1 protein-coding gene and 1 pseudogene are annotated in these 1,522 nt (G+C 71.2%); both read right to left on the bottom strand.

Annotated elements, in window-relative coordinates; genetic code table 11:
• A complete protein-coding gene (locus tag Y704_RS0117665; RefSeq protein WP_026551085.1) occupies nt 1-660 on the bottom strand; it encodes a hypothetical protein in 660 nt (219 codons plus the stop codon).
• Nucleotides 564-1,522, bottom strand: a pseudogene (locus Y704_RS25490) (hypothetical protein); the annotation flags it as partial. The pseudogene Y704_RS25490 and the gene Y704_RS0117665, both read right to left, overlap by 97 nt.

The following is a 1,522-nucleotide window of genomic DNA, read 5'->3' as shown; positions in this document are numbered from 1 at the left end:
TCACGCACCAGCTCCCGGGCCAGCCTGCGGTCCGGACCAGCCACTCACCGGGTTTCCCATCCAGTAGGAGCCGGCGGGCACCAGCTCCCCCCGCATGACCAGCGATGCCGGACCGACCGTTCCCCCGGCGTCGATCTCCGCTGCGGGAAGGATCACGCTGTGCGGGCCGAGGGTGGCTCCTTCTGCGAGCGCCACGGTGTCCATGCTCATGATCCTGTCATGGAAGAGGTGGGTCTGCACCACGCACCCGCGGTTCACGGTGGACCCTGCGCCCAGGCTGACAAGGTCGGCCTCGGGCAGCCAGTAGCTCTCGCACCAGACGCCGGAGCCGATCTTCGAACCGAGCGCCCGCAGCCACCAGACGAGCGCCGGGGTTCCACTGGCCGCACGGGCGAACCACGGCGCGCTGACGCTCTCGATGAAGGTGTCCACCACTTCGTTCCGCCAGACGAAGGAGCTCCACAGCGGATGCTCCCCCGCCCGGATCCGCCCGACGAGCAGCCATTTCGCGGCCACTGCGCTGCCCGCCGCCACGGCCCCGAGCAGCAGGAACACGATGCCGCTCAGCACTGCCGCCAGGCCGTGGCCGCCCCAGCCGGCCAGGGCGTCGAAGATGACGAGCGACGACGCCGCGATGGCGACTGTGAGGAGGATCGGCACGACGCGGCACAGCTCCCAGAACGCCCGTGCTGCCCTGAGGCGGCGTGGCGGCTGGAAGGTGCGGCTCTGGTCGGAGTCGAGGGCCAGGCGGCGCAGGCGCGACACGCACCAGCTCCCGGGCCAGCCTGCGGTCCGGACCAGCCACTCACCGGGTTTCCCATCCAGTAGGAGCCGGCGGGCACCAGCTCCCCCCGCATGACCAGCGATGCCGGACCGACCGTTCCCCCGGCGTCGATCTCCGCTGCGGGAAGGATCACGCTGTGCGGGCCGAGGGTGGCTCCTTCTGCGAGCGCCACGGTGTCCATGCTCATGATCCTGTCATGGAAGAGGTGGGTCTGCACCACGCACCCGCGGTTCACGGTGGACCCTGCGCCCAGGCTGACAAGGTCGGCCTCGGGCAGCCAGTAGCTCTCGCACCAGACGCCGGAGCCGATCTTCGAACCGAGCGCCCGCAGCCACCAGACGAGCGCCGGGGTTCCACTGGCCGCACGGGCGAACCACGGCGCGCTGACGCTCTCGATGAAGGTGTCCACCACTTCGTTCCGCCAGACGAAGGAGCTCCACAGCGGATGCTCCCCCGCCCGGATCCGCCCGACGAGCAGCCATTTCGCGGCCACTGCGCTGCCCGCCGCCACGGCCCCGAGCAGCAGGAACACGATGCCGCTCAGCACTGCCGCCAGGCCGTGGCCGCCCCAGCCGGCCAGGGCGTCGAAGATGACGAGCGACGACGCCGCGATGGCGACTGTGAGGAGGATCGGCACGACGCGGCACAGCTCCCAGAACGCCCGTGCTGCCCTGAGGCGGCGTGGCGGCTGGAAGGTGCGGCTCTGGTCGGAGTCGAGGGCCAGGCGGCGCAGGCGCG

The sequence above is a fragment of the Arthrobacter sp. Br18 genome (genome assembly GCF_000520555.1).
GTDB lineage: Bacteria > Actinomycetota > Actinomycetes > Actinomycetales > Micrococcaceae > Arthrobacter_D.
Note: the sequence above shows the minus strand (reverse complement) of the source record. Positions and strands in the feature narration are given on the sequence as shown.